Source organism: Acinetobacter sp. UC24323 (assembly GCF_024151445.1).
In the GTDB taxonomy this organism is placed as follows: Bacteria; Pseudomonadota; Gammaproteobacteria; order Pseudomonadales; family Moraxellaceae; genus Acinetobacter; species Acinetobacter baumannii.
Map to the genome: position 1 here is coordinate 447948 of NZ_JAHIBY010000001.1, position 22688 is coordinate 470635.

Here is a 22688-nt window from a genome sequence, read left to right on the forward strand (position 1 = left end):
GTTCTCTTAACTTTTGTAGATTATGCAAGCTTTTGTAAAAACCAAAAATTATGATTAATAAAATTATATTTCTTGCAATTGATATTTTGGTTATTTTTTGGCAAGCAATGTTTAGGAGACTCTGGTCATGTTATAAAATTCGAATTATTAAATAGTTTAGCCAAACAACACACCTAATTAGAGATATTGATATACTATACAAATAAACAATTAATAAATATTTGATATATAAGATTAAAAAATAATAGTGTGACTTATATTCAAATTATTTATACTCATATTATATTTTTTAATTTTTCTATTTTCTAAATAAAAACAGTGAAATATTTATATCAAGTTATATAAATCAATCTTTTATTTTTGCAATTGACCCACCCCAATGCTCAGCTTATGATGCTCGCGCTGACCAATTTTGTCAGTCGGTTTTAGCAGACCGTCTACCTAAGTGCACTAAAAACACGTTTTTTGGTGTGACGCCCCTCGTGCCTTTGATGGAGGAACGGGAGTGGGACACCCTTGGGTGTGCTGGTTTCTTAGGTATCAGTCTGCTAACCCTCTTTCGTTTCGCCACCATAATGATGAGCAATGAGTGGGCATAACTTCTTTTAACCAAGGAGTCACTCATGACTATTATTCTATATTTTTTAAATTCCTTTATTAAACCTACTTACATTCAACCTCTTTTACTCAAGCAGTCATTTCTTAGAGTTCTTTCTCATCCTCTGTTTAAAAGAACTACACACTATAGAGTTCGAAAAATTTTTACTTAATCTTTTTGTGTACCCATCTTGATATACAAGATTGGGGCAGAAGTTTTATGTATTCAAAATCACATAAAGATTAAAACTTCTATCAACATCACTTAACGATAACAACAACCTATGAAGAGTAACAAGAATGTTTTTTCTCTATCGTTTTGTTTTGGTGAGCCTTCTGACAATAGGTGTTTTAAATTTGATGGGGTGCAGGCCAATGAGTAAAAATGAATTTAATACGCGTTGTGTATGGGCCGGACATGACCTTTCAGCGTGTAATTGTATTTATAATTCTTTAGAGCAGCATTATTCACCCCAATTTGTAGAAAGTTTACCAAAATTAAGTTTGCAAAATATTGATGCAAAAATGAACTTTGTAGAAACCATGAATCAAACAATGCAGCAGTGCCAATTGAGTGCGAGCAAACACTAAACTAATTTATAGAGGCATGCTCTACCAAAAAATCCAAGAATGTACGTACGCGATTAGGAACATACTTGTCGTGGCCAATCCAGACAGTATGAAATTCTTCAGAAGCATGAATATTCCAATCTTCAAGAATTTTGACGAGTTGTTTTTGCTGTAACGCATTTCGAATCTGGAATTCATTTAGTTGAGCAATGCCAGCACCTGCCAGTGCCAACTGTAAAATTGCTTCGCCATGGTTTACTTTTAAAACTTTAGAGGGGGTTAGGCTGATTTCCTGAGTTGCTTTTTTGAATAGCCAGGTTTTGTTCTGGCGTTGATAACTTACATCTAAAAGCTGATGTTCATGTAGTTCATCTGGATGCTCAGGACAACCGTACTTTTCAATATATACAGGTGAGCAAACATACTGTTTATAAGTACTGCCAAGCGAGCGGGCCACCAAATTGGAACTTTTCAAAGGTCCTGTTCGAACCGCAACATCAATTCTTTGTTCAACCAAATTAATTACTTCATCACTCAAATGAGCTTCTAATTCAATTTCCGGGTAACGTTGATTAAACAAACTAATGCATGGCAATAAAAAGTGTGTCCAATATGAAAAACTGGTATGGATTCTAATTCGCCCTTTCGGTGTATGATTTGCGGTAACCGATTGTTCCAGTTCGTCTAAGTCATTGAGTATTTGAATGCCTTGCTCATAAAACTGGCATCCTTCACTGGTAAGCTGAAACTGACGTGTTGAACGGTTGAGTAACCTCACACCCAGTCTTTTTTCTAGACGAGAAATTAACTTGCTTACGGCAGACGGCGTCATGTTACATGCTCTTGCTACCGCTGAAAAACTTCCAAGCTCGACCACCCGTATAAAAATTGCCAACTCGCCAGAACGATTGATATCAAAATAAGACATAGCAAAATTTATTTATGAATTGTATTCACAAATCTTATTCCGCTTAGACCGCTATAACAAGGCATCAATTTGTTTCAAGATACCTTTAATTCGTTTTAAAGAGTTCTTGAAATGAAACTTTATCAAGCTACCCTATTTTCTTTGGTTTTAATTACGAGCTTTGCACAAGCTGATGTAGAAAACAGTCAATGGATTACCACTTGGTCTGCGAGCCCTCAAAAAGTCTGGAATAAAGACTTCGTTTTTCCAACACTCATTCCAGAGCAAGTATCTAATCAGACTATTAGACAAATGAGCAAAATTAGTTTGGGCGGTGAAGCTGTTCGGCTCGTTTTTACCAATCAATATGGTGAACAGCCACTTTATATCGATCAAACAACGATTGGTTTAGCGAACGCAGTAACTCTAAAATCTAAGAGCACCTATCCCGTTTATTTTTCTGGTCAACTTAAAGCAAGAATTTTACCTGGCAAACAACTCATAAGTGATCCAATTCAGTTGCCTGTACCCGATCATACTCAATTAGTGGTGAATAGCTTTATTCAAAAGCCTACAATGTTTAAAACATTTCATTGGGATGCCAAACAAACCAGTTGGCTGATTAGTGGAAATCAGACAACAAATTTCACTACGCCAACCGATGCCAAAACAACGACGGCACGGTTATTACTGTCTGCAATAGAGGTAAAACCCAAACAAAAGGCTCATGTAGTTGCAGTTGTTGGAGATTCAATTACCGATGGGGCGACTGCAACCTTAGATGCAAATACAAGATGGACCGATTTTTTAGCGAAGCGTTTATCAGCACACCAAGTAGCAGTGATTAATAGTGGTATTTCAGGAAATCGATTACTTACCGATGGTATGGGTGATAGCGTTTTAAAACGTTTAAACAGTGAGATATTTCAATATTCAGGTGTTAAAACTTTAATTGTTTTGGTTGGTATCAATGACATTTCATGGCCCGGTACAGCTTTTGCACCTAAACAGCAAATACCCTATTTTGAGGCGCTCACTCAAGGTTATCGACGTGTTGTAAGTGAGGCCCATAAACATAATATTCAGGTGATTGGTGCAACCTTACTTCCGTTCTCTGGTGCTTTGCCTAATACCCCTTTAGATAATTATTATCAACCCAACAAAGATCAATTACGTCAGCGCATTAACCACTGGATGAGAACCAGTCATACCTTTGATGGTGTGCTTGATCTTGATGAAGGCTTAAAAGATCCAAAACATCCCAATCGATTAAATCCAATTTATGATTCTGGAGATCATTTACATCCTAATGATCGCGGCAATCAGCATATGGCAGAATTGGTAGATTTAGATCAAATTATTAAAAATAATGATTCCCCCATCAGGTGAAATCTTCACATGATGGGGCTGCTTATTTAAAAATCATAACTCGCTATCATGTTGAAGCGGTTATCAATCCCGTTACGATTATCGAATGTTTCACGTTCCCCATAAACATATTCGATACCCAAAGTAATCGGCTTATACGGGTTATAAAGTGCATTCACCCAACCTTGCCAAAGCTGTTTGTTTTGGGTGGTACTAGTACGCTGTAATTCGGCAAAACGGTTATCATCTTTAGCCTTCATATAGCCATAGCCTAAAGTCGAGCGAATTTGCGGTGTAAATTGATGAGTGATACCCAAAGAAACCGTGTCAAATTCATTGCTATGCATATTGTTTTGATCGTCTATTGCATAGCCACTGTTACTCCATAGCAAGAAACGTCCATCACCCTTAACATGGTAATAATCGGCTTTAAGTAATGTATCAGGGGTAATTTGATATTTACCGCCCAAGCCTACCCCCCACGCCCACTCGCTATCATTGTTAGTTCTTTTTTCTGCAACAAAACTACGGCCTGAAAGCATCGAACCATTGGCAAATTTATGATTTAGACGTCCGACTAAAGCAGGTAAACGCATTTTATTATCTGGATCTGTTGCCGCAGTATATTTCGGGTCTTCAACTGATACTGCAAAACTTGTATTTGCCGTTAAGTTATCGCTATAGCGAACAAGCGGTGATCTTAATAATGCACTGCCTACAAATGTACCCGCATCAATCGTTTCTGGGTAATATTCAGGGGCAATAAATGTCGACCATGTTTGACCAATAAGCCATTTATCAAAAGTTAAATAGGCATGACGTATGCGAAACTGATCACGAGTAGCCGCCCCAAAAAAGTCCATTTCTAACTTTCCGCCCACATCACCAACGGCTGTAGGCGTTTTAAAATTCAATCCGAAACGGGTCACATAAACCGTACTGTGCAACTGGTCTTTCTGTGCAGATTCTTCTGGCGTATTTTCAAGAGGAACGCCGCTAATATTGTTATACATGCTAGATGCACCCTTAATTTGATAAGAAGCATCTGCTCGTATATAACCGTATAAGTTAAATTCTGCACCAGATTTAGTTAATGTTTGCTGTATAGGTTGTGGAGCTTGAGTAACTAGAGGAGCAGCTTGTTCTACTCTTTTTTGAGCTAAAGATTTTTGAGCCTCCATATTAGTTTGTAGCATAGCTCGTAGTTCTTTTATTTCTTGGCGAAGTTGCTCTATTTCAGGGTTTACTTGGCCTGCAAAAGCAGAAGACATAAGCAGAGTCACAGAAACTGCCAACAAGCTTTTTTGAACCGTTGTATTTAAAATTTTCATCATGAAATTTTCCTTTAGACCTTTAAGTAGTCTTAAAAGTCTCGACATCCTTTTTGTTATGTACCTATCTAAAATAGATCCTTGAAAATTTGCCTTTCTTTCACAAGAAAAACGTTCCCTCATATTTTTTAGATCCACCCTCCCTAGTGCAGCAAAAGCAACTTTTTAATTTTTCATTTTTTATATTCTCTTCCACATTGAGAATATTCGGTTTTAAACCCTTATTTATATTCCCCAATAGTATTATTTTTTTGCCATAAACCCCTGATAAGTCAAAATTTGCGTATATGGTTGTACGCTTTCAAAGCCTGTCTTTTCCAAAAGTTTTATATATCCTTCAGTCGTTAAACTAAAAAAGTCCTCCGCCATACGCTCCAACATTTTTTGACATTGTTCTTCTGTTAACCCTTGAGCCAAGCACAAATAACGCAATGCTTGAAGCTGTTGTGGATTTACATAAGTCATGAGGTCATAGGTAAGTAAAGGCGCCTTTTCTTTTAAGCGCTTATAAATATCCTTAAAGAAGGCTGGTTTTATGTCATCTGCAATAAAATGAGCCACGAGAATAGAAAGTGCAGCATCAAAGCAACTCTCGAGAGGTAAAGCTGAAGTTTCACCGTGAACAAAAGTGACTTGGGTAGACTTACCTAAAATCTCCACCTGCTCCTGAGCTTTTTGTAGCATGGTTAAAGATGGATCAACCGCTGTAAATTGCCAGTTTGGATGTCTTTTAAGTAAATATTCGAGTTCGTAACCCGTACCACAACCCACAATTAAGATATGAGCATCTGATGGCAACACCGACTGCAAAATGGCATCCACCTGTTGGTGGATCACTTCATAGCCCGGAATTAATTTACGAATATGCGCATCATATCCTTCGACTACTTTAGGGCTATTAAAGTCTTTTGCCATTTTGCGTGTCCTCTATTTAAACCGTATTTCGATTTTCCTTTGCTGCACTTTGACCGAGCTTTTGACTTATTTAGTCAAAGACATTTCCTGTTAAATTAAGTTCAGCTCGCATAATTTCCTGCAATTTAAACTTTTGGGCTTTGCCAGAAGCAGTCATTGGAAACTCATTAAAGAATCGGACATAACGCGGCACTTTGTTATGTGAAATGTGTTCTTTACAAAATTGGCGGATGCTGTCTTCATCGACTTGGTGATGCTCATGCAGGATAATACATGCACAAAGTTCTTCACCATATTTCGCATCTGGCAAGCCAATCACCTGTACATCGCTTACATCTGGATGAGTATATAAAAAGTCTTCAATCTCTTTTGGAAAGAGGTTTTCCCCACCACGGATCACGACATCTTTAATACGGCCTTTAATTTTAATAAAACCGTCTTGATCCATCTCGGCAATGTCACCCGTATGCATCCAGCCAGCCGCGTCAATCACTTCACGGGTCTTTTCCTCTTCACCCCAATAACCAGCCATCACTGAATAACCACGGACGCATAGCTCACCCAAAGTCCCTTGCGGAACAATTTGCCCTTCTAGATCAACAATTTTAATTTCAACATGTGGATGAACATGCCCAACTGTGCTTACTCGCTTATCAATCGAATCGTTTACCGAGCTTTGTACACTCACTGGCGAGGTTTCGGTCATGCCATAACAAATGGTGATTTCAGACATATGCATTCGGTCTATAACACGTTGCATAATTTCACGTGGACAAGGACTACCTGCCATAATGCCTGTTCTTAAGCTCGACAGATCAAACTCATTAAACTGTTCATGCTCTAAGGTTGCAATAAACATGGTTGGTACGCCATAAGCTGCCGTACAACGTTCTTGATGAATCGCTTTTAAAGTTTCCAAAGGATTAAATACAGCCGATGGATAGACCATGGTTGCCCCATGCGTCACACACGCCAGATTCCCCATCACCATGCCAAAACAATGGAACAATGGTACAGAAATACAGACTTTATCTTGGGGGGTTAAACGAATGCCTTCACCGACAAAATAACCATTATTTAAAATATTATGATGGGTTAACATGGTCCCTTTCGGGTTACCTGTTGTACCTGAGGTAAATTGGATATTAATAGTTTCATCAAACTGGAGCTGTCTGGCTAATTGTTTTAATTGTTCTAGCTGTTCAGAAGTTGGTGTAGTTAGTAAATCACTAAAACGATAAATACCAGTATGTTGTTGGTCATCAATTTTAATGACAAATTTTAAATGTGGCAGTCGCTCTGAACTGAGCACTTTATCTGTACAGGTGGTTAACTCAGGGGCAATTTTTGTGAGTAATTCTTGGTAATCCGTCGTTTTAAATTGAGAAGCAATAATCAATCCTTTGCATGAGACCTTATTCAACACATATTCAAGCTCATGACTTTTATAAGCTGTATTTAGATTGACTAAAATAATCCCTGCTTTAAAAGCTGCAAACTGCGTAATGGTCCATTCCACACAGTTAGGTGACCAAATCGCTAATCGGTCTCCTTTTTTTAATCCCAATTTTAATAGGCTACAAGCAAAAGCGTTTACTTCATCCTGTAAAGCTTTATAGGTTAATCGTCTGTTTTGATGAAAACTGACAATCGCTTCCTTTTCAGCATATTGCTGACAGGCCTGATCAAATTGTTCACCAATGGTCATACCCAATAAGGGTTGTGTACTTGGTCCCGAGGCGTAGCTTAACCGTTCTTGTTGCATTGAAACATTCTCCTTGATTCTTCTAATTCTCTTCTTACCTGATCTAATTGTTGTTACTGCAACTACTTTTCCAAACTACTTATTTTGTGTTGTTTTATCCTTTATATGCCCTATTTTTTTCTGCACAGCATCCACACAAAAGTCAGCAATCTGTTTTGAAAAATAGTCTTTATGCGCATGATCAAACTTTGTATTTTGAGCTGGGTCTAGGGGTTCAACCACCACATAAGTCATAGCACCGACTACACAAAGTGCTGCTGTGTTTAAATCATCCAAGACAAACTCACCACTTGCATTTCCATCCGCAAGTATTTTTTTAATACTTTGTTTAATCAATTGCTTCACACGAAAACGCTCATGTTCAACCGTTGAATCGACGGGTTCAAACATGAGTGAATATGCAAGCTGAGGACTATTCAGTGCCCGTTTTACAAAGGTTGCCACCGCCTTGTGTAATTTCTGCTTTGCCGATAAGTCACTTTCGGTAATCGATTCAATCACCAATAGTTCTGTATTAATGGCATCAGACAAAACTTCTATTAGCACTTGGCTTTTATTATCGAAGTAGCGATAAACCAGTCCACTAGATACACCCGCTTGCTCTGCAATTGTTTGTATTTGTGCGTCTTTGAACCCTCCCTCTGAAATTATTTTTCTGGCTGAACTCAAAATCGATTTTCGATTTTGTTCCATCCGCTCTTGCATTAAAGATGATCGTTTATAGCTCATAATTTATTCTCTAACAAATAAAATGAATTGTAAATCATTTTATGAATCTGTATTCACTTTTTCAAAAAATCATTGTATGGTAATTATCAAATACCCACAAAATATTTTATGGACAACAAATATAACCAATAGGATGAAAATATCATGAACCTACGCAGCTTGAATTTCGGTCTAGATGAAACTTTAATTGCGCTTCAAGATTCGGTAGCCGCATTTTGTGCAAAGGAAATTGCACCAATTGCCCAACAAGTTGATCAAGACAACAAATTCCCTGCACATCTCTGGAAAAAATTCGGAGATATGGGCCTTTTAGGTATGACGGTTTCTGAAGAATATGGCGGTGCCAATATGGGTTATTTAGCTCATATTATTGCCATGCAAGAAATTTCCCGTGCTTCGGCAGCCATTGGTCTTTCTTATGGTGCTCATTCTAATTTATGTGTAAACCAAATTAACCGTAACGGTAACGAGCAGCAGAAACAAAAGTATTTACCAAAATTAATTTCCGGTGAATATGTGGGTGCCCTTGCCATGTCTGAGCCGAATGCCGGTTCCGATGTCGTCAGCATGAAATTACGCGCCGAGCAAAAAGGTGATCACTTTGTTTTAAACGGTTCAAAAATGTGGATTACCAACGGCGGTGATGCAGATGTACTGGTCGTTTACGCTAAAACTGATCCACAAGCTGGCCCTAAAGGCATGACCGCATTCTTGATTGAAAAAGGCATGAAAGGCTTTAGTCACGGCAACCACTTAGACAAACTCGGTATGCGCGGCTCTAACACTTACCCCCTTTTCTTTGACAATGTAGAAGTCCCTGCTGAAAACGTACTCGGTGGTGTTGGTAACGGGGTTAAAGTACTCATGAGTGGCTTGGACTATGAACGAGCAGTTTTAAGTGCCGGACCTTTAGGCATTATGGATGCTTGTTTAGATGTAGTAATTCCATACTTGCATCAACGTGAACAGTTTGGGCAGGCTTTAGGTGAATTCCAACTTATGCAAGGCAAACTTGCCGATATGTATTCAACATGGTTGGCATGTAAAGCTCTCGTTTATGCTGTTGGTGCTGCCTGTGACAAAGCGGATCATGACCGCAGCCTACGTAAAGATGCTGCAAGTGCCATTTTATATGCTGCTGAAAAAGCAACATGGATGGCGGGTGAAGCAATTCAAACTTTAGGTGGCAACGGTTATATCAATGAATTCCCGGCTGGCCGTTTATGGCGCGATGCCAAACTTTATGAAATTGGCGCGGGAACTTCTGAAATTCGCCGCATGCTGATTGGCCGCGAACTTTTCAATGAAACCAAATAATAATTATAAATAAGGACGCATCTTATGAACCAATTACAAAGCAAGATTAATGTTCGAAGTGAAGACTTCAAAACAAACCAGCAAGCCATGCAAACATTGGTCACAGATCTCAAACAAGTTGCCCAGCGTATTGCGTTAGGCGGTGGTGAAAATGCCCGTCAGAAACATTTGTCTCGAGGTAAGCTTTTACCCCGTGAACGTATTGATCAACTGATTGATGTCGGCACGGCATTTTTAGAAATTGGTCAGTTGGCAGCGTACAACGTTTATGAAGATGATGTTCCTGCTGCGGGTGTGATTGCAGGTATTGGTCAAGTCAACGGCGTAACTTGCATGATCGTTGCCAACGATGCAACGGTTAAAGGTGGAACGTATTACCCACTTACGGTTAAAAAGCATTTACGCGCACAAGAAATTGCTGAACAAAATCACTTGCCTTGTATTTATTTAGTAGATTCAGGCGGTGCCTATTTACCAATGCAAGATGAAGTTTTCCCAGACCGCGATCACTTCGGGCGTATTTTCTATAATCAGGCACGCATGTCGAGCCTAGGTATTGCTCAAATTGCCGTGGTAATGGGTAGCTGTACCGCAGGTGGTGCTTATGTACCAGCGATGTCTGATGAAACCATTATTGTACGTAATCAAGGTACGATTTTCTTAGGTGGCCCTCCTCTGGTAAAAGCTGCAACAGGCGAAGTGGTGAGCAGTGAAGATTTAGGCGGTGGCGATGTTCACACACGACTTTCAGGTGTAGCTGACCACTTAGCTGAAAATGATGAACATGCCATTGCGATTGCACGAAACATTGTTGCCAACTTAAATAAAAAGCCAAATGAGTTAAATAAGCAAATTGATGAACCCTTATTTGATGCCTCAGAACTCTATGGCGTGGTGCCAAGTGATGCGCGTAAACCTTTCGATGTGCGTGAAGTCATTGCACGTATTGTAGACGGCTCTCGTTTTGACGAGTTTAAAGCCCGCTTTGGCTCAACACTTGTAACGGGTTTCGCTTCTCTCTACGGCATGCCAGTCGGCATTATTGCCAATAACGGAATTTTATTTTCCGAGTCTGCTCAAAAAGGTGCTCACTTTATTGAACTGTGCACACAGCGCAATATTCCATTGTTATTTATACAAAACATCACCGGCTTTATGGTCGGTCGCCAGTATGAAAATGAAGGGATTGCCAAACACGGCGCTAAACTGGTGATGGCAGTTGCAACCGCAAATGTACCAAAACTTACCCTGATTATTGGTGGTTCGTTTGGCGCAGGTAACTACGGTATGTGCGGCCGCGCTTATTCACCACGCTTTTTATGGACATGGCCGAACTCTCGTATTTCAGTGATGGGCGGCGAACAAGCAGCGAGCGTACTTTCGACTTTAAAACGAGATCAAATTGAGCAAAAAGGTGCCGAGTGGTCAGCGCAAGAAGAAGACGAATTTAAACAGCCGATTCGTGAACAATACGAGCGCCAAGGCCATCCATACTATGCTTCTGCCCGCCTTTGGGACGACGGTGTAATTGATCCAGCTCAAACTCGTCAGGTACTTGGTTTAAGCCTTGCTGCGGCCATGAATGCCCCAATCCAGCCAACCAAATTTGGCGTGTTCCGCATGTAAGAGGTGTATATGAGCTATCAATTTTTACAACTCGAACAACAAGGTCAGGTTGCCTATGTATGGCTGAACCGCCCTGAATTGCACAATGCATTCAATACTACAGTCATTGAAGAGCTGCATACTTGCTTTAAGCAAATCAATACACGTGATGATATACGTGTTGTGGTTCTAGCGGGTCGCGGTAAAAGCTTTTCAGCAGGTGCCGACCTCAACTGGATGAAACAGGCAGGTCAGGCATCTTCAGCAGAAAATGAAGCAGATGCATTAAAACTTGCGCAAATGCTTGATGCACTTGCAACACTTAAACAACCGACTATTGCCCGCGTGCATGGCATTGCCTTTGGCGGCGGTATGGGCTTAGCGTCGGCATGTGATATTTGCATTGCCAGCACGGATGCCAAGTTTGCAACCTCTGAAGTTCGTTTAGGTCTTGCTGCATCTACCATTAGTCCTTATGTGATTCGTGCGATTGGTGCAAGACAAGCCTCTCGTTACTTCTTAACTGCCGAGCGGATTTCAGCTCGTGAAGCCAAACAAATTGGTTTAGCACACGAAGTAGCAGATGCTGAAGACTTAGATAAAAAAGTTCAAGAAATTGTTGATGCTCTATTACTCGGTGGCCCGCACGCTCAAGCGGCTTCAAAACAACTCATTCAAATGGTGAGCAACCAGACCATGAGCAATGACTTGCTGCAACAGACAGCACATCATATTGCTCAAGTTCGTCAAGGCAGTGAGGCAAAAGAAGGTCTAAGTGCCTTTTTAAATAAACAACAGCCTGCTTGGGTTTCTAACTCGAATAACAACAATTAAGGACGATCATCATGTTTGAAAAGATTTTAATTGCGAACCGTGGCGAGATTGCCTGCCGCGTAATTCGTACAGCTAAAAAATTAGGTATTAGAACGGTTGCCGTTTACTCAGATGCAGACGCAAATGCACAACACGTCAAACTTGCAGATGAAGCGGTTTATATTGGTCAGTCCCCTGCAACACAAAGTTATTTACAGGTTGACCGTATTATTCAAGCTGCCATTGATACAGGCAGCCAAGCGGTTCATCCGGGCTATGGCTTCCTTTCTGAAAATGACCAGTTTGCACTCGCTTGCCAACAACACAACATTTGCTTTATTGGGCCACCAGTGGATGCCATTTTAGCGATGGGTTTAAAAGCGACCTCGAAAGCTTTAATGGAAAAAGCAGGTGTCCCTTTAACACCGGGCTATCACGGAACCAACCAAGATGCTGATTTTTTAAAGCAACAGGCAGACCGAATTGGCTATCCTGTTTTAATTAAAGCCAGTGCGGGCGGCGGTGGTAAAGGCATGAGTCTGGTTGAACGTAGTGAAGATTTTCTGCATGCTTTAGCCTCTTGTAAACGTGAAGCCAAATCGAGCTTTGGTAATGATGATGTCTTGATTGAGCGTTATGTGATTCAACCGCGCCATATTGAAGTGCAAGTGTTTGGCGATACACATGGCAACTATGTACATTTGTTTGAACGCGACTGTTCTGTACAACGCCGTCACCAAAAAGTGTTAGAAGAAGCCCCTGCTCCACAAATGCCAAGCGAGAAGCTCGATGCAATGCGCCAAGCGGCAATTGATGCTGCACGCGCGGTAAATTATGTTGGTGCAGGTACGGTCGAGTTTATTGTAGAACAAGACGGTACGGCGTATTTCATGGAAATGAATACCCGTCTACAAGTCGAGCATCCTGTTACTGAAATGATTACAGGTGAAGACTTGGTCGAGTGGCAACTTCGTGTGGCTTATGGCGAACCTTTGCCTAAACTACAAAACGAATTGCAGATTCATGGACATGCGCTTGAAGCACGGATCTACGCAGAAGAACCAGAAAAAGGCTTTTTACCCGCAATTGGTAAAATTGACTATCTGCACTACCCAACGCAAAACCAATATGTGCGTGTAGATAGCGGTATTGTTGAAGGCGATGAAATCACGACCTATTACGACCCAATGATTGCCAAACTCATCGTATGGGGTAAAAACCGTGAAGCTGCGCTTATTCAAATGCAAAATGCTTTAAGCCAATTCCATGTGGATGGCTTAGGTAACAACATTGCCTTTCTTGAAAAAATTGTACGCAGTGAGTCTTTTAAACAAGCCAAGCTTGATACCAACCTGATTCAACGTGAACAAAACTTCTTGTTTAGTCCTGAAGAAATTAAACCGGAACTGGTGGTAGCAGCGGCATTTATTGAGTTTTTAAGCAAACTGAATAACAACAGCTCAAGCCAAAAACAGCTTTGGCAAGCTCAGCCACTTTGGCGTTTAAATATTGCTTATCAGCACAGCATTAAACTGAATTATTTAAACCAAAATATTCAAATCAAATTTGCCTCAAATGAAGATGGCTTCACCGCAGAATATAACGGTCAAAGCTACCCAATTTCAGGTCAATTGATTGATGCTCATACTGCCTCTGTTCAAATTGGTGGGACTCAGCAAAAGCTATCTTTTAACCAAAGTCAGCAAGGCATTACCTTGTTCCAAAATGGACAAAGCTATAAGTTTGCTTATATTTGCCAAGATTTTAATCAGGCAGATAGCCAAGCCGATGAAGGTCATTTAAAAGCCCCAATGCCGGGTGTGGTCACTCAAGTGCTAGTCAGTGCAAATCATAGCGTGAAGAAAGACGATATTTTAATGACGCTTGAAGCAATGAAAATGGAATACACCATCCGTGCCCCTAAAGACGGCGTGATTGTAGACTCCTATTTCCAAGTGGGCGATCAGGTCAAAGCTGGCGATGAGCTTGTGGAATTTCAGCCTGCTCAGGAGGAAGTTGCATGAGTGAATTTGTCAAAATCGTGGAGGTCGGTCCCAGAGACGGCCTCCAAAATGAAAAACAGGCTTTAACTGTCGAACAACGCTTAAACTTTATTAATGACCTAATCAGTGCGGGCTTAAAATCCATTGAAGTCGGTTCATGCGTTTCGGCAAAATGGGTACCGCAAATGGCCCAAAGTGACGAGCTATTTAAATTATTACCCCAAACAACCGATATGCAATTTAGCTTGCTTACCCCTAATATCAAAGGTTTTGAAACGGCTCAAGCGGTAGGATGCAAAGAGGTTGCGGTGTTTACCGCAGCTTCTGAAAGTTTTACCCGTAAAAATATCAACTGTTCAATCGACGAAAGCTTTGAAAAGTTTAGCGATGTCCTGAACGCAGCAAAAGCACATAACATCCGTGTACGCGGCTATGTCTCTTGTATTGTCGATTGTCCTTATGAAGGCGCAATTGCACCTGAGCAAGTGGTGAAAGTGGTTAAACGACTCTATGACATGGGCTGCTATGAAGTCTCTTTAGGTGAAACCATTGGCACCGCAACACCAGATCGCGTTCAAAAGGTATGGCAAGCCTGTCTTGCTGAACTCGACAGCAAGGTTTTAGCTGGGCATTTCCACAACACCTATGGCATGGCTATTGCCAATATTTATCAGTCTTTACAGCAAGGCATTCGTGTTTTTGACTCGTCTCTTGCAGGACTTGGCGGTTGCCCTTATGCCAAAGGCGCCTCTGGCAATGTATCAACCGAAGATTTGTTTTATTTGCTGTCACACATGGGCTTTGAAACTGGCATTGACTTAGAGAAACTGATGCAAGCCAGCCAAAATATTAGCAATGTATTAAACCGAAAAAGCTTGTCGAATTATGCAAATGCGTATTGGCAGACCAAGTGTGCATAGTAATCAATTAAAATAGCTCAGCATCTGGTATAAAGCTGAATATTAGGCAAAGTACCAGATCATCCTATCTCATCTTTATCTCATTCTGTTCAGGAATTGGGACTCAATTCCTCATACAATTTTTTTAAAATTTACCGTTCATCTCTGTATTAAATGCCTCTTTAAAAAGAAGCATTTTCTACCCTATTTTTATTCTAATCCGTATTATTCTTCATCCTTTTTCAATTGTAATCCTTAAAAAATTTAACTCATTATTTATAAAAATAAGATGCATCCATTTCAATTCTTGGAGAAATATATTCTTCTACCCAATCCAACCATGCGCGTGTTTTGGCATCAATAAAATGGCGTGAAGGCAATAAGGTATAAACCCCAATATCAGGCGAACGCCACTCTGGCAAGATATGACATAATCTTCCATTTTGAACCGCGTCTAAAGCCGAAAACATTGGCAATAACGCAACCCCCATATCCTGTTGCACCACATCTAACAATAACTCGGGGTTATCTGCAATGAGTTGCCCTCCAATGTCGATTTGACAAGACTCACCATTGGCATTTAACAAATGCCAATCTGGCGTAATAGACGGGTTTACCAAGCGTAAACAGGCATGATTTTTTAAGTCTTCTGGAGACTTAGGAACGCCATGTTTTTCTAGGTACGCAGGTGAAGCACATAAAACAGAAAAAATAGTGCCAATTCTGCGTGCAACAAAACGAGAGTCTGTTAATGATTCAGTGAGATAAAGACTGACATCCACCCCTTTTGCTAACAGGTCTGGAACGTATTGTGAGGTCGTATATTCCACGGTTAATTCGGGATAATGCTTACAAAACTCGGCCATGACAGGGAAAACATAATGATGCCCAAAGCTTCCCATACTTAATACACGTAAACGACCTTTAGGTTTAGATGCCGTTCCGGTGACTTCTGCCTCTGCTTCATCCACCATTGAAATAACTTGCCGACAACGCTCTGCATAAGTTGCACCAATATCAGTCAGTGCCTGCTGGCGCGTTGAGCGTTGTATTAATTTTGTACCTAAGCGTGTTTCTAGCTCGCTGATAAGACGTGAAACCTGTGCTGTGGTCAGATCCATCTGCTCAGCTGCTGCTGTGAAACTCCCGCTATCAATCACTTTCAGGAATGCATGCATTGCATGCAAAAGTCCACCATCGAGATTTTTGCGCATAACGTAAATATCTTTTCCTAAATTACGGATTGTTGCACCAGTTTAGATCAACCACAATGACTAAATGTACATACATTGGCACTAATTCTTTTTTTAAGAAGAGGAACCGATCTTTTTTATTTCGTATGTCACTTGCTCCAAATATTCAACTGGATGTTGAAAAAAGAAAGTAGTCCGAGCTACTAAAAATTCTAAGGAGATATAAATGAATATAGCTACAAAAGTCACTCCAAATATTATTGCAACAAAGGATGTGTCACTTGAAGATAAATATGTAAGTGATAACGGTACAGCATTTATGACCGGCATTCAGGCACTTGTTCGGTTGCCTCTTGCCCAAACTCGCCGTGACGCGATCAATGGTTATCATACTGCTGGTTTTATTTCTGGTTATCGTGGCTCCCCTATTGGTAACTATGATAATTTCCTTTGGCAAGTTGAAGGATTACTTAAATCCCATAATGTCGTATTTCAACCTGGTGTAAACGAAGACTTGGCTGCTACCGCAATCTGGGGTACACAACAAGCAAATCTTTCAGGTCAAGGCAAATATGATGGAGTGTCTTCATGGTGGTATGGTAAAGGCCCGGGTGTTGACCGTTCAGGCGATGTACTCCGCCATGCTAACTTAGCTGGTACCTCTGAACGTGGTGGTGTCGTTGCTTTATTTGGTGATGACCACTCATGTAAATCTTCTACAGTTCCCCACCAGTCTGAACATGTCATGATTGGTTGTGGTATTCCAATTTTCTACCCAACATCCGTTCAACAAATTTTAGACTTTGGTGTTCACGCCATTGCAGTTTCACGTTTTTCTGGTCTTTGGACTTCCATGAAGCTGGTTAGTGAAATTGTAGAAACTTCCGCTTCAGTTCATGTCGACCTAGACCGTGTTACCCCGGTTATACCAGAAGATGTTAATTTCCCAGAGGGTGGCGTTAACATTCGTTGGCCCGATCATGGTATCCAACAAGAAGAACGCCTTTATAAATATCGCTTACCTGCTGTTTTGGCCTATGCCCGTGCCAATAAAATCAATACCGTAACATGGCCTTGTGAAAATGCCCGTATTGGTATTGCTGCAAGTGGTAAAGGTTATTTAGATACCATTGAAGCCCTACGTATTTTAGGAATTGAAGATGAAACAGCCCAACAGCTTGGGCTACGTGTTTATCAAGTTGGTCTAATCTGGCCTTTAGAACCACAAGGTATTCGTGAATTCGCCAAAGGTTTAGAAGAGTTGATCGTTATTGAAGAAAAACGTCCAATTCTTGAAACACAAATTAAAGATGAGCTTTACTCACTTCCTGATGACCAACGTCCTCGTGTCATTGGTAAAGCAACTGACGGCAAAGGTGAATGGAGTACCTCTATTGAAGAAGCACCACTCATTGGTCACTATGAGTACCAGCCTGAACCGATTGCAAAAATGCTGGCTGCTCGCTTCTTAAAACTAGATATTCCAGAAAGCTTAAAAGTACAAATTCAAGGCAGAATCGACTTACTGCTAAAAGCAGAGCAAGAATCAAAACGTGTTATTGACCTTGCTGAACGTAAACCTTATTTCTGCAGTGGTTGCCCACATAACTCATCAACAGTCGTTCCTGAAGGTAGCCGTGCATTAGGTGGTATTGGTTGTCACTATATTGCCGTTTCGCTTGACCGTGGCACGGAAACATTCTCTCAAATGGGTGGTGAAGGTGTAAGCTGGGTCGGTGCATCACCTTTTACCAATGAAAAACACATTTTTGCTAACCTTGGTGATGGGACTTACTTCCACTCAGGTTACTTGGCAATTCGTCAGTCTATTGCCGCAAAAACCAATATCACCTATAAAATCCTCTACAACGACGCAGTCGCTATGACAGGCGGTCAGCATGTAGATGGTCATTTGAGTGTTGCACAATTAACTCGTCAGCTCGATGCCGAAGGTATTAAAAAACAAGTTATTGTGACTGATGAAATCAAACTGTTAAATGAAGAAGACGGTATTGCACCAGGTGTAGAAATTCGCCACCGTAATGAACTTGATGCAGTTCAACGTGAGCTGCGTGAAATTTCAGGTGTAACTGCTTTAATTTATGTACAAACCTGTGCCAGTGAAAAACGCCGTCGCCGTAAACGCGATGCTTATCCTGACCCAGCTGAACGTTTATTCATTAATACCGATATTTGCGAAGGCTGTGGCGACTGTTCTAAAAAATCAAACTGTTTATCTATTGAGCCAGTAGAAACAGCTTTAGGCACTAAACGTCAAATTAACCAAAGTAGCTGTAATAAGGACTTCACTTGTGCTGAAGGGTTCTGCCCAAGCTTTGTAACTGTTCATACACGTGATATGAAACGTCCTGCTAAATTTGAAGGTATTAGCGCAGGATGGCCAACATCCCCAATTATTCCTCAGTTATATGACGTTCCAAGTCGTATTATGGTTGGTGGTATTGGTGGTACGGGTGTTGTGACTATTGGTGCACTTCTTGGTATGGCAGCTCACCTAGAAGGCAAAGCAACACGTGTTATGGATATGGCAGGTCTTGCGCAAAAAGGTGGTACGGTTTATTCATACGTACAACTTGCAGCAAGTGATGAGCAAATTTCTTCAACCAAAATTCCAGCAGGTCAATGTGAATTACTCATTGGTGCAGATGCGGTAGTTGCTGGTAGTGGTGCAGCCCTTTCGCGCTTAAAAGAAGATGCCTTAGTGATTGTGAATGAAGACAGCACTCCTACTTCTGAGTTTATTAAATCTCGTGACTGGTATGCGCCTATTACCGATTTAATTGACCGTCTTCGTGGTCGTGTTCGTCAAGGTCAACTGGTTTCTCTACCAGCGGCTCGCATTGCCACACTACTCTTAGGTGATTCAATTTATACCAACCAGTTATTACTCGGTATGGCATGGCAATCTGGTCGCATTCCACTATTACGTGAAAGCATTGAAAAAGCAATTCGCCTAAATGGTACGGCTGTTGAAAAGAACATTGAAGCTTTCCGCGTGGGTTGTCATCTTGCAAGTGACCCGACTTTAGCTGCTCGTTTACTTGCAGCAATGCCAAAAACTAAAACTCCGCAAACTTTGGCTGAACTTGTTGAAGACCGTTCTGCTCGTCTAACAGACTACTGGAATGAAGCTTATGCAGCTAAATACCGCACACTTGTAGAATTGGCAGCTAAAAAGTTACCAGAAGAGTTAACAGGTACGATTGCAACTCAGCTTTATAGAGTTATGGCTTATAAAGATGAATATGAAGTTGCACGTCTACTAACAGGTAAAAGCTTCAAAGAATCGATCGAAACCCAATTCGGTAAAGGCTTACGTTTAACGTATCATCTTGCTCCGCCAGCGTTACTTGGTGGCCTGAAAAATGTCCGTAAACGTGCGTTTGGTTACTGGATGCGCTTCCCAATGATGATGCTTGCTCGCTTACAATGGCTTCGTGAAACTTTCCTTGACCCATTTGCACGTCAAGAAGAACGTCAACACGAACAAGCTTGGCGTGACCGTTATATCGCATTTGTTGAAGCACTTGTTGAAGCACCAGACAATCATAACTTGGCAGTTGCTGAGCAAATTGCAAAATTACCAGCAGAAGTCCGCGGTTATGGTCATATCAAAATGAAAGCAATGGACGCTGCAAAACAACGTTGGGATGAACTTACCCCAACACTGCTAAAAGTCCGTAACTAAAATTAAATATCAAAATAAAAAAGTCATCCTTAGGGATGACTTTTTTATTGGCTCAAAAATTTATTTAATCATTTTACGCAAAGTCAAAATCTGCTCGCTTCGTCCAAATGGGCCATATACATCATGTAAAACTGCACTGGTTAAACCAATGCCATCCGAACCATATTGCTGAACGGTTTCCAAACCCAGCCATTTCCCTTGCGGATAACGGTGCATGTGGATTTGTAAATCAAGATTTGGAAAGCCCCAAGTAAATTCTCCTTCTTGTCTTGGTACAATGCCGTTTGCCGCATCTACCATGCCAATTAAATGCGCAAAATCTGTGGTCGGCTGCCCTTCAACCATTTCTTTGTCATTGTTTAGCCACACAATGCCTTTGCCCGCGCGGTGCTGATCATTAGTTTTAGTGACTAATGTCTGGATAAAACCACCCGGCCATCTTTTCATGCCCGTCCATTCGGTAAAGGTATCGGGATGATGAATTGGTTGATCTTCAAGCCCCGCAATCTCGGAACTGTCTTGAGTGCACATGCGCCATGCTCTAGCCACAATACAAGTTTTACCTTGTGCTTGTAGTTCTGCTTCAATCAATTCAATCGTTTTACCGGCACGAATCACATGGGTCTTAATCGTAAATTCACCAAATGCAATTAATCCAAAAATATCAAAACTAATTCGGCCAATTCGCATATCTTGTCGCGGTGAAAACTGTTCTAACTCTACTGCGATCACGCCACTTGCAGGCGCCATATGCTGTTCATGAGGGTTCCAAGCACCTTGCGCATGAACAGTTGAGCAATAATGAGCAATCACTTCACCTTGAGGACCAATTGTTCTATTCAGTAATTGATAATAAGCATTCATGATTTTCTTTCCTTAGTCCTTATACAACTTCAATATTTGATGAAAATTCACGTTTTAATGCTTATGTTAACCCTCTATTTCATTGGCTCAACTGGTTTTTCCTACCAAAAACTGATGAGTCTAAAATTACAAATTTAATCACTAGGTAAAATTTCGCATGTCAATTTCACCCAGTGATTCTAGAACTTATCATTCACTAAAATGCAAAAGCATCTTGATCGAGCTCCATCACAGATTCAGCTCCTGACTCAATAGAAGCGGCATGGCTCTGTGTACGATGCAAAAGCTTTTGATAGAAAAACTTAGCTGTCGTTAATTTTGCTTTATAAAAATCTTCCTCTTGTGTACCCGATTCTAATTTTTCATGGGCAACTTGTGCCATTCGAGCCCACAAATACGCGAACACAACGTAACTGGAAAAATAAAGATAATCTACTGAAGCGGCTCCTATTTCTTCAGGGTTGTGCTTGGCTTTCTCTGCAATCGATTTGGTCAGTGACAGCCATTGCTGCTTAAGCTCAGCTAATTTTTCTAAATAAGGTTTCAGCACTTCATTGGATTGGTGCTGGCTAATAAACTGATCAATTAAATCAGTCATGTTCTTTAAAAGTTTGCCTTCCGACTTGAGGACTTTACGTGCCAGCAGATCTAGAGACTGAATTTCGGTCGTTCCTTCATACAAGGTTGAGATACGCGCATCACGTACAATTTGCTCCATACCATGCTCAACAATAAAGCCGTGGCCGCCAAATACTTGAACGCCATGCTTTGCAGACTCATTACCCGACTCTGTTAAAAAAGCTTTAGCAATTGGCGTTAAAAAAGCCAGTAATTCGTCAGAGTGTTTTTGCTGTTCCTGATCGTTTGAGCTTTCGACAATATCGACATGCTGGGCTAAAAAGTAAGCCAGTGCACGACCACCTTCAGAAAATGCTTTTTGGGTCATTAACATCGAACGTACAGCGGGATGCACAATAATTGGATCGGCATTTTTGTCAGGATATTTAGGACCGGATAACGAACGCATAGCGAGGCGCTCTTTGGCATAACTTAATGCGCCTTGAAATGAAATTTCAGAAGCAGCAAGCCCTTGTACAGCTGTTCCAATACGTGCGGTATTCATAAAGGTAAACATACAATTAAGCCCGCGATTTTCCGGACCAATCAAATAACCTTTGGCACCATCAAAATTAAGTACGCAGGTAGCATTACCATGAATCCCCATTTTATGTTCAATCGCACTACAAACGACTTTATTACGGTCTTCTAAATTACCTTCATCGTCTACATTAAATTTAGGCACAATAAATAAAGAAATGCCTTTAGTCCCTGCAGGTGCCTGAGGCAAACGGGCTAAAACAATATGAATAATATTTTCAGAAAGATCATGCTCACCCGCCGAGATAAAAATCTTTTCACCTGTAATGGAGTAGCTACCGTCCGGATTTGGTTCTGCTTTCGTTCTAATTAACCCAAGGTCTGAGCCTGCATGGGATTCGGTTAAACACATGGTTCCGGTCCAAGCCCCACTAATGAGTTTAGTCAAAAACTTTTGTTTTTGTTGCTCGGTCCCATGATGCTCAATCGTTCTCATTGCGCCATGTGACAATCCCGGATACATTGCCCAAGCCCAATTAGAACCACATAACATTTCAGAAATCGCAATCCGCAGTAAAGTCGGTAAACCTTGCCCACCATATTCTGGATCGGCGGTTAATGAAGTAAACCCAAGCTCGGCATATTTTTGGTAGGCTTCTTTAAAACCTTTCGGTGTTGTGACTACGCCTTGATTTAAATGACAGCCTTCCTGATCGCCATTTTGATTAATAGGCGCTAATTCATTTTCACAAAAATCTGCTCCTGCCTCTAAGTATTGATCAATTAATTCTCGATTTACGCTTTCCTGATATTTTCTTAAACCTTGATAGTTTTGTTCTGTTTGAAGCATTTCATGCAGTACAAATTGCATATCACGTAATGGAGCTTTGTATAAAGGCATCGTTTTTTTCCTTTCACTTCACTGCCTGTGTCATGGGCAGATATCGTTTTTCCTTAAAATGGACTTTTATTGTTTCAATCTCACCAAAATATCAAAAAATTTCT

At 40.8% G+C, this 22688-nt stretch carries 16 protein-coding genes; 8 read left to right on the top strand and 8 right to left on the bottom strand.

The window, feature by feature from the left end:
- Positions 1-897: 897 nt before the first annotated feature.
- Positions 898-1188 (top strand): hypothetical protein, encoded by a 291-nt coding sequence (locus tag KNQ97_RS02165; RefSeq protein WP_001984002.1) that lies wholly within the window; start codon positions 898-900, stop codon positions 1186-1188.
- Between the two features lies 1 nt (position 1189).
- On the opposite strand, the gene KNQ97_RS02170 is transcribed toward KNQ97_RS02165, so the two are convergent.
- Positions 1190-2095: a LysR family transcriptional regulator gene (locus KNQ97_RS02170; protein ID WP_193329724.1), complete on the bottom strand. Its 906-nt coding sequence runs from the start codon at positions 2093-2095 to the stop codon at positions 1190-1192.
- 111 nt (positions 2096-2206) lie between these two features.
- Between KNQ97_RS02170 and KNQ97_RS02175 the strand changes: the two genes are divergently transcribed.
- Positions 2207-3463: an SGNH/GDSL hydrolase family protein gene (locus KNQ97_RS02175; RefSeq protein WP_253611735.1), complete on the top strand. Its 1257-nt coding sequence runs from the start codon at positions 2207-2209 to the stop codon at positions 3461-3463.
- A gap of 26 nt (positions 3464-3489) precedes the next feature.
- Here KNQ97_RS02175 and KNQ97_RS02180 read toward each other — a convergent pair whose 3' ends face one another.
- The 4 genes from KNQ97_RS02180 to KNQ97_RS02195 form a co-directional block, all read right to left on the bottom strand.
- Positions 3490-4773, bottom strand: coding sequence for a DcaP family trimeric outer membrane transporter (locus KNQ97_RS02180; RefSeq protein ID WP_118978473.1), 1284 nt, complete (start codon positions 4771-4773; stop codon positions 3490-3492).
- A gap of 243 nt (positions 4774-5016) precedes the next feature.
- Positions 5017-5688 (bottom strand): class I SAM-dependent methyltransferase, encoded by a 672-nt coding sequence (locus tag KNQ97_RS02185; RefSeq protein ID WP_253611736.1) that lies wholly within the window; start codon positions 5686-5688, stop codon positions 5017-5019.
- Positions 5689-5758: 70 nt separating this feature from the next.
- Positions 5759-7453, bottom strand: coding sequence for an AMP-binding protein (locus KNQ97_RS02190; RefSeq protein ID WP_065712205.1), 1695 nt, complete (start codon positions 7451-7453; stop codon positions 5759-5761).
- A 75-nt stretch (positions 7454-7528) separates the two neighbouring features.
- Entirely contained in the window at positions 7529-8182 is a 654-nt protein-coding gene (locus tag KNQ97_RS02195; RefSeq protein WP_075400401.1) for a TetR/AcrR family transcriptional regulator, read from the bottom strand.
- A 144-nt stretch (positions 8183-8326) separates the two neighbouring features.
- On the opposite strand from KNQ97_RS02195, the gene KNQ97_RS02200 reads away from it, so the two are divergent.
- The 5 genes from KNQ97_RS02200 to KNQ97_RS02220 are packed head-to-tail and all read left to right on the top strand — an operon-like array spanning position 8327 to position 14840.
- Positions 8327-9499 (top strand): isovaleryl-CoA dehydrogenase, encoded by a 1173-nt coding sequence (locus tag KNQ97_RS02200; RefSeq protein ID WP_001053639.1) that lies wholly within the window; start codon positions 8327-8329, stop codon positions 9497-9499.
- A 24-nt stretch (positions 9500-9523) separates the two neighbouring features.
- Positions 9524-11125, top strand: a complete 1602-nt coding sequence (locus KNQ97_RS02205; protein ID WP_001072776.1) for a carboxyl transferase domain-containing protein — start codon at positions 9524-9526, stop codon at positions 11123-11125.
- 9 nt (positions 11126-11134) lie between these two features.
- The gene (locus tag KNQ97_RS02210) at positions 11135-11938 is read left to right on the top strand and encodes an enoyl-CoA hydratase/isomerase family protein (RefSeq protein WP_253611737.1); all 804 of its coding nucleotides are present in this window, start codon (positions 11135-11137) and stop codon (positions 11936-11938) included.
- An 11-nt stretch (positions 11939-11949) separates the two neighbouring features.
- Positions 11950-13941 (top strand): acetyl/propionyl/methylcrotonyl-CoA carboxylase subunit alpha, encoded by a 1992-nt coding sequence (locus KNQ97_RS02215; protein WP_000461810.1) that lies wholly within the window; start codon positions 11950-11952, stop codon positions 13939-13941.
- Positions 13938-14840, top strand: a complete 903-nt coding sequence (locus KNQ97_RS02220) for a hydroxymethylglutaryl-CoA lyase (protein WP_253611738.1) — start codon at positions 13938-13940, stop codon at positions 14838-14840. Before KNQ97_RS02215 ends, KNQ97_RS02220 begins: the two co-directional genes overlap by 4 nt.
- Positions 14841-15091: 251 nt before the next feature.
- Here KNQ97_RS02220 and KNQ97_RS02225 read toward each other — a convergent pair whose 3' ends face one another.
- Positions 15092-16033 (bottom strand): LysR family transcriptional regulator, encoded by a 942-nt coding sequence (locus KNQ97_RS02225; protein WP_001230724.1) that lies wholly within the window; start codon positions 16031-16033, stop codon positions 15092-15094.
- A gap of 205 nt (positions 16034-16238) precedes the next feature.
- Between KNQ97_RS02225 and KNQ97_RS02230 the strand changes: the two genes are divergently transcribed.
- The gene (locus KNQ97_RS02230; protein ID WP_005132307.1) at positions 16239-19721 is read left to right on the top strand and encodes an indolepyruvate ferredoxin oxidoreductase family protein; all 3483 of its coding nucleotides are present in this window, start codon (positions 16239-16241) and stop codon (positions 19719-19721) included.
- Between the two features lie 60 nt (positions 19722-19781).
- Here the strand turns inward: KNQ97_RS02230 and KNQ97_RS02235 are convergent, their stop codons facing one another.
- Both KNQ97_RS02235 and KNQ97_RS02240 read right to left on the bottom strand, forming a co-directional pair.
- The gene (locus KNQ97_RS02235; RefSeq protein WP_109267382.1) at positions 19782-20585 is read right to left on the bottom strand and encodes a thioesterase family protein; all 804 of its coding nucleotides are present in this window, start codon (positions 20583-20585) and stop codon (positions 19782-19784) included.
- Between the two features lie 196 nt (positions 20586-20781).
- Complete coding sequence (locus KNQ97_RS02240; RefSeq protein ID WP_253611739.1) at positions 20782-22584, bottom strand: acyl-CoA dehydrogenase C-terminal domain-containing protein; 1803 nt, start codon at positions 22582-22584, stop codon at positions 20782-20784.
- Positions 22585-22688 lie beyond the last annotated feature (104 nt).